This window comes from Bacillus sp. GMs2/2 (genome assembly GCF_050172095.1).
Classification (GTDB): domain Bacteria; phylum Bacillota; class Bacilli; order Bacillales; family Bacillaceae_G; genus Bacillus_A; species Bacillus_A cereus.
On the sequence record NZ_JBNLYE010000783.1, the window covers coordinates 1 to 377 of the forward strand.

Below are 377 nucleotides of genomic sequence, written 5' to 3' on the forward strand. Positions count from 1 at the left end.
CTTTTATAATTTTTTTCAAACTCATCACCTACATTGTTATAAACATACCTACAACGTTCTAACAGCAAATCTTTCGGCGTTAGCTCCTTTGAAAAATCAAAAGACGCATTTGTTAAACCCAACAAATACGCCTCTCCTTTTTCCAAAAGTTTTATTAAACTAGCATCCTCTTCATTCCATGTGATTTTAAGAACGTCTTTTAATTCTTGCAAAAGATTATCCATTTGCATCACCTTCTAATAAAGTGATTAGTTCGGCCTTCGTTGCATTAGCCTTGTATTCAATACCGCTTTGATCTAGTAGAGATTGAATCTCTATCTTCGTTAATGCTGCATAATTCCTCTCTTCAACAGGAGAGGAGGAATTAGGGTGTTGGA

2 protein-coding genes are annotated in these 377 nt (G+C 35.0%); both read right to left on the reverse strand.

The window, feature by feature from the left end; translation table 11 throughout:
• The coding region (locus ACQGS6_RS29510; RefSeq protein ID WP_426966115.1) for a hypothetical protein at nucleotides 1-224 on the reverse strand (224 nt) is incomplete at its 3' end.
• Nucleotides 217-377 (reverse strand): hypothetical protein (locus ACQGS6_RS29515; RefSeq protein WP_426966116.1); only part of this gene is annotated, 161 nt, incomplete at its 5' end. The genes ACQGS6_RS29510 and ACQGS6_RS29515, both read right to left, overlap by 8 nt.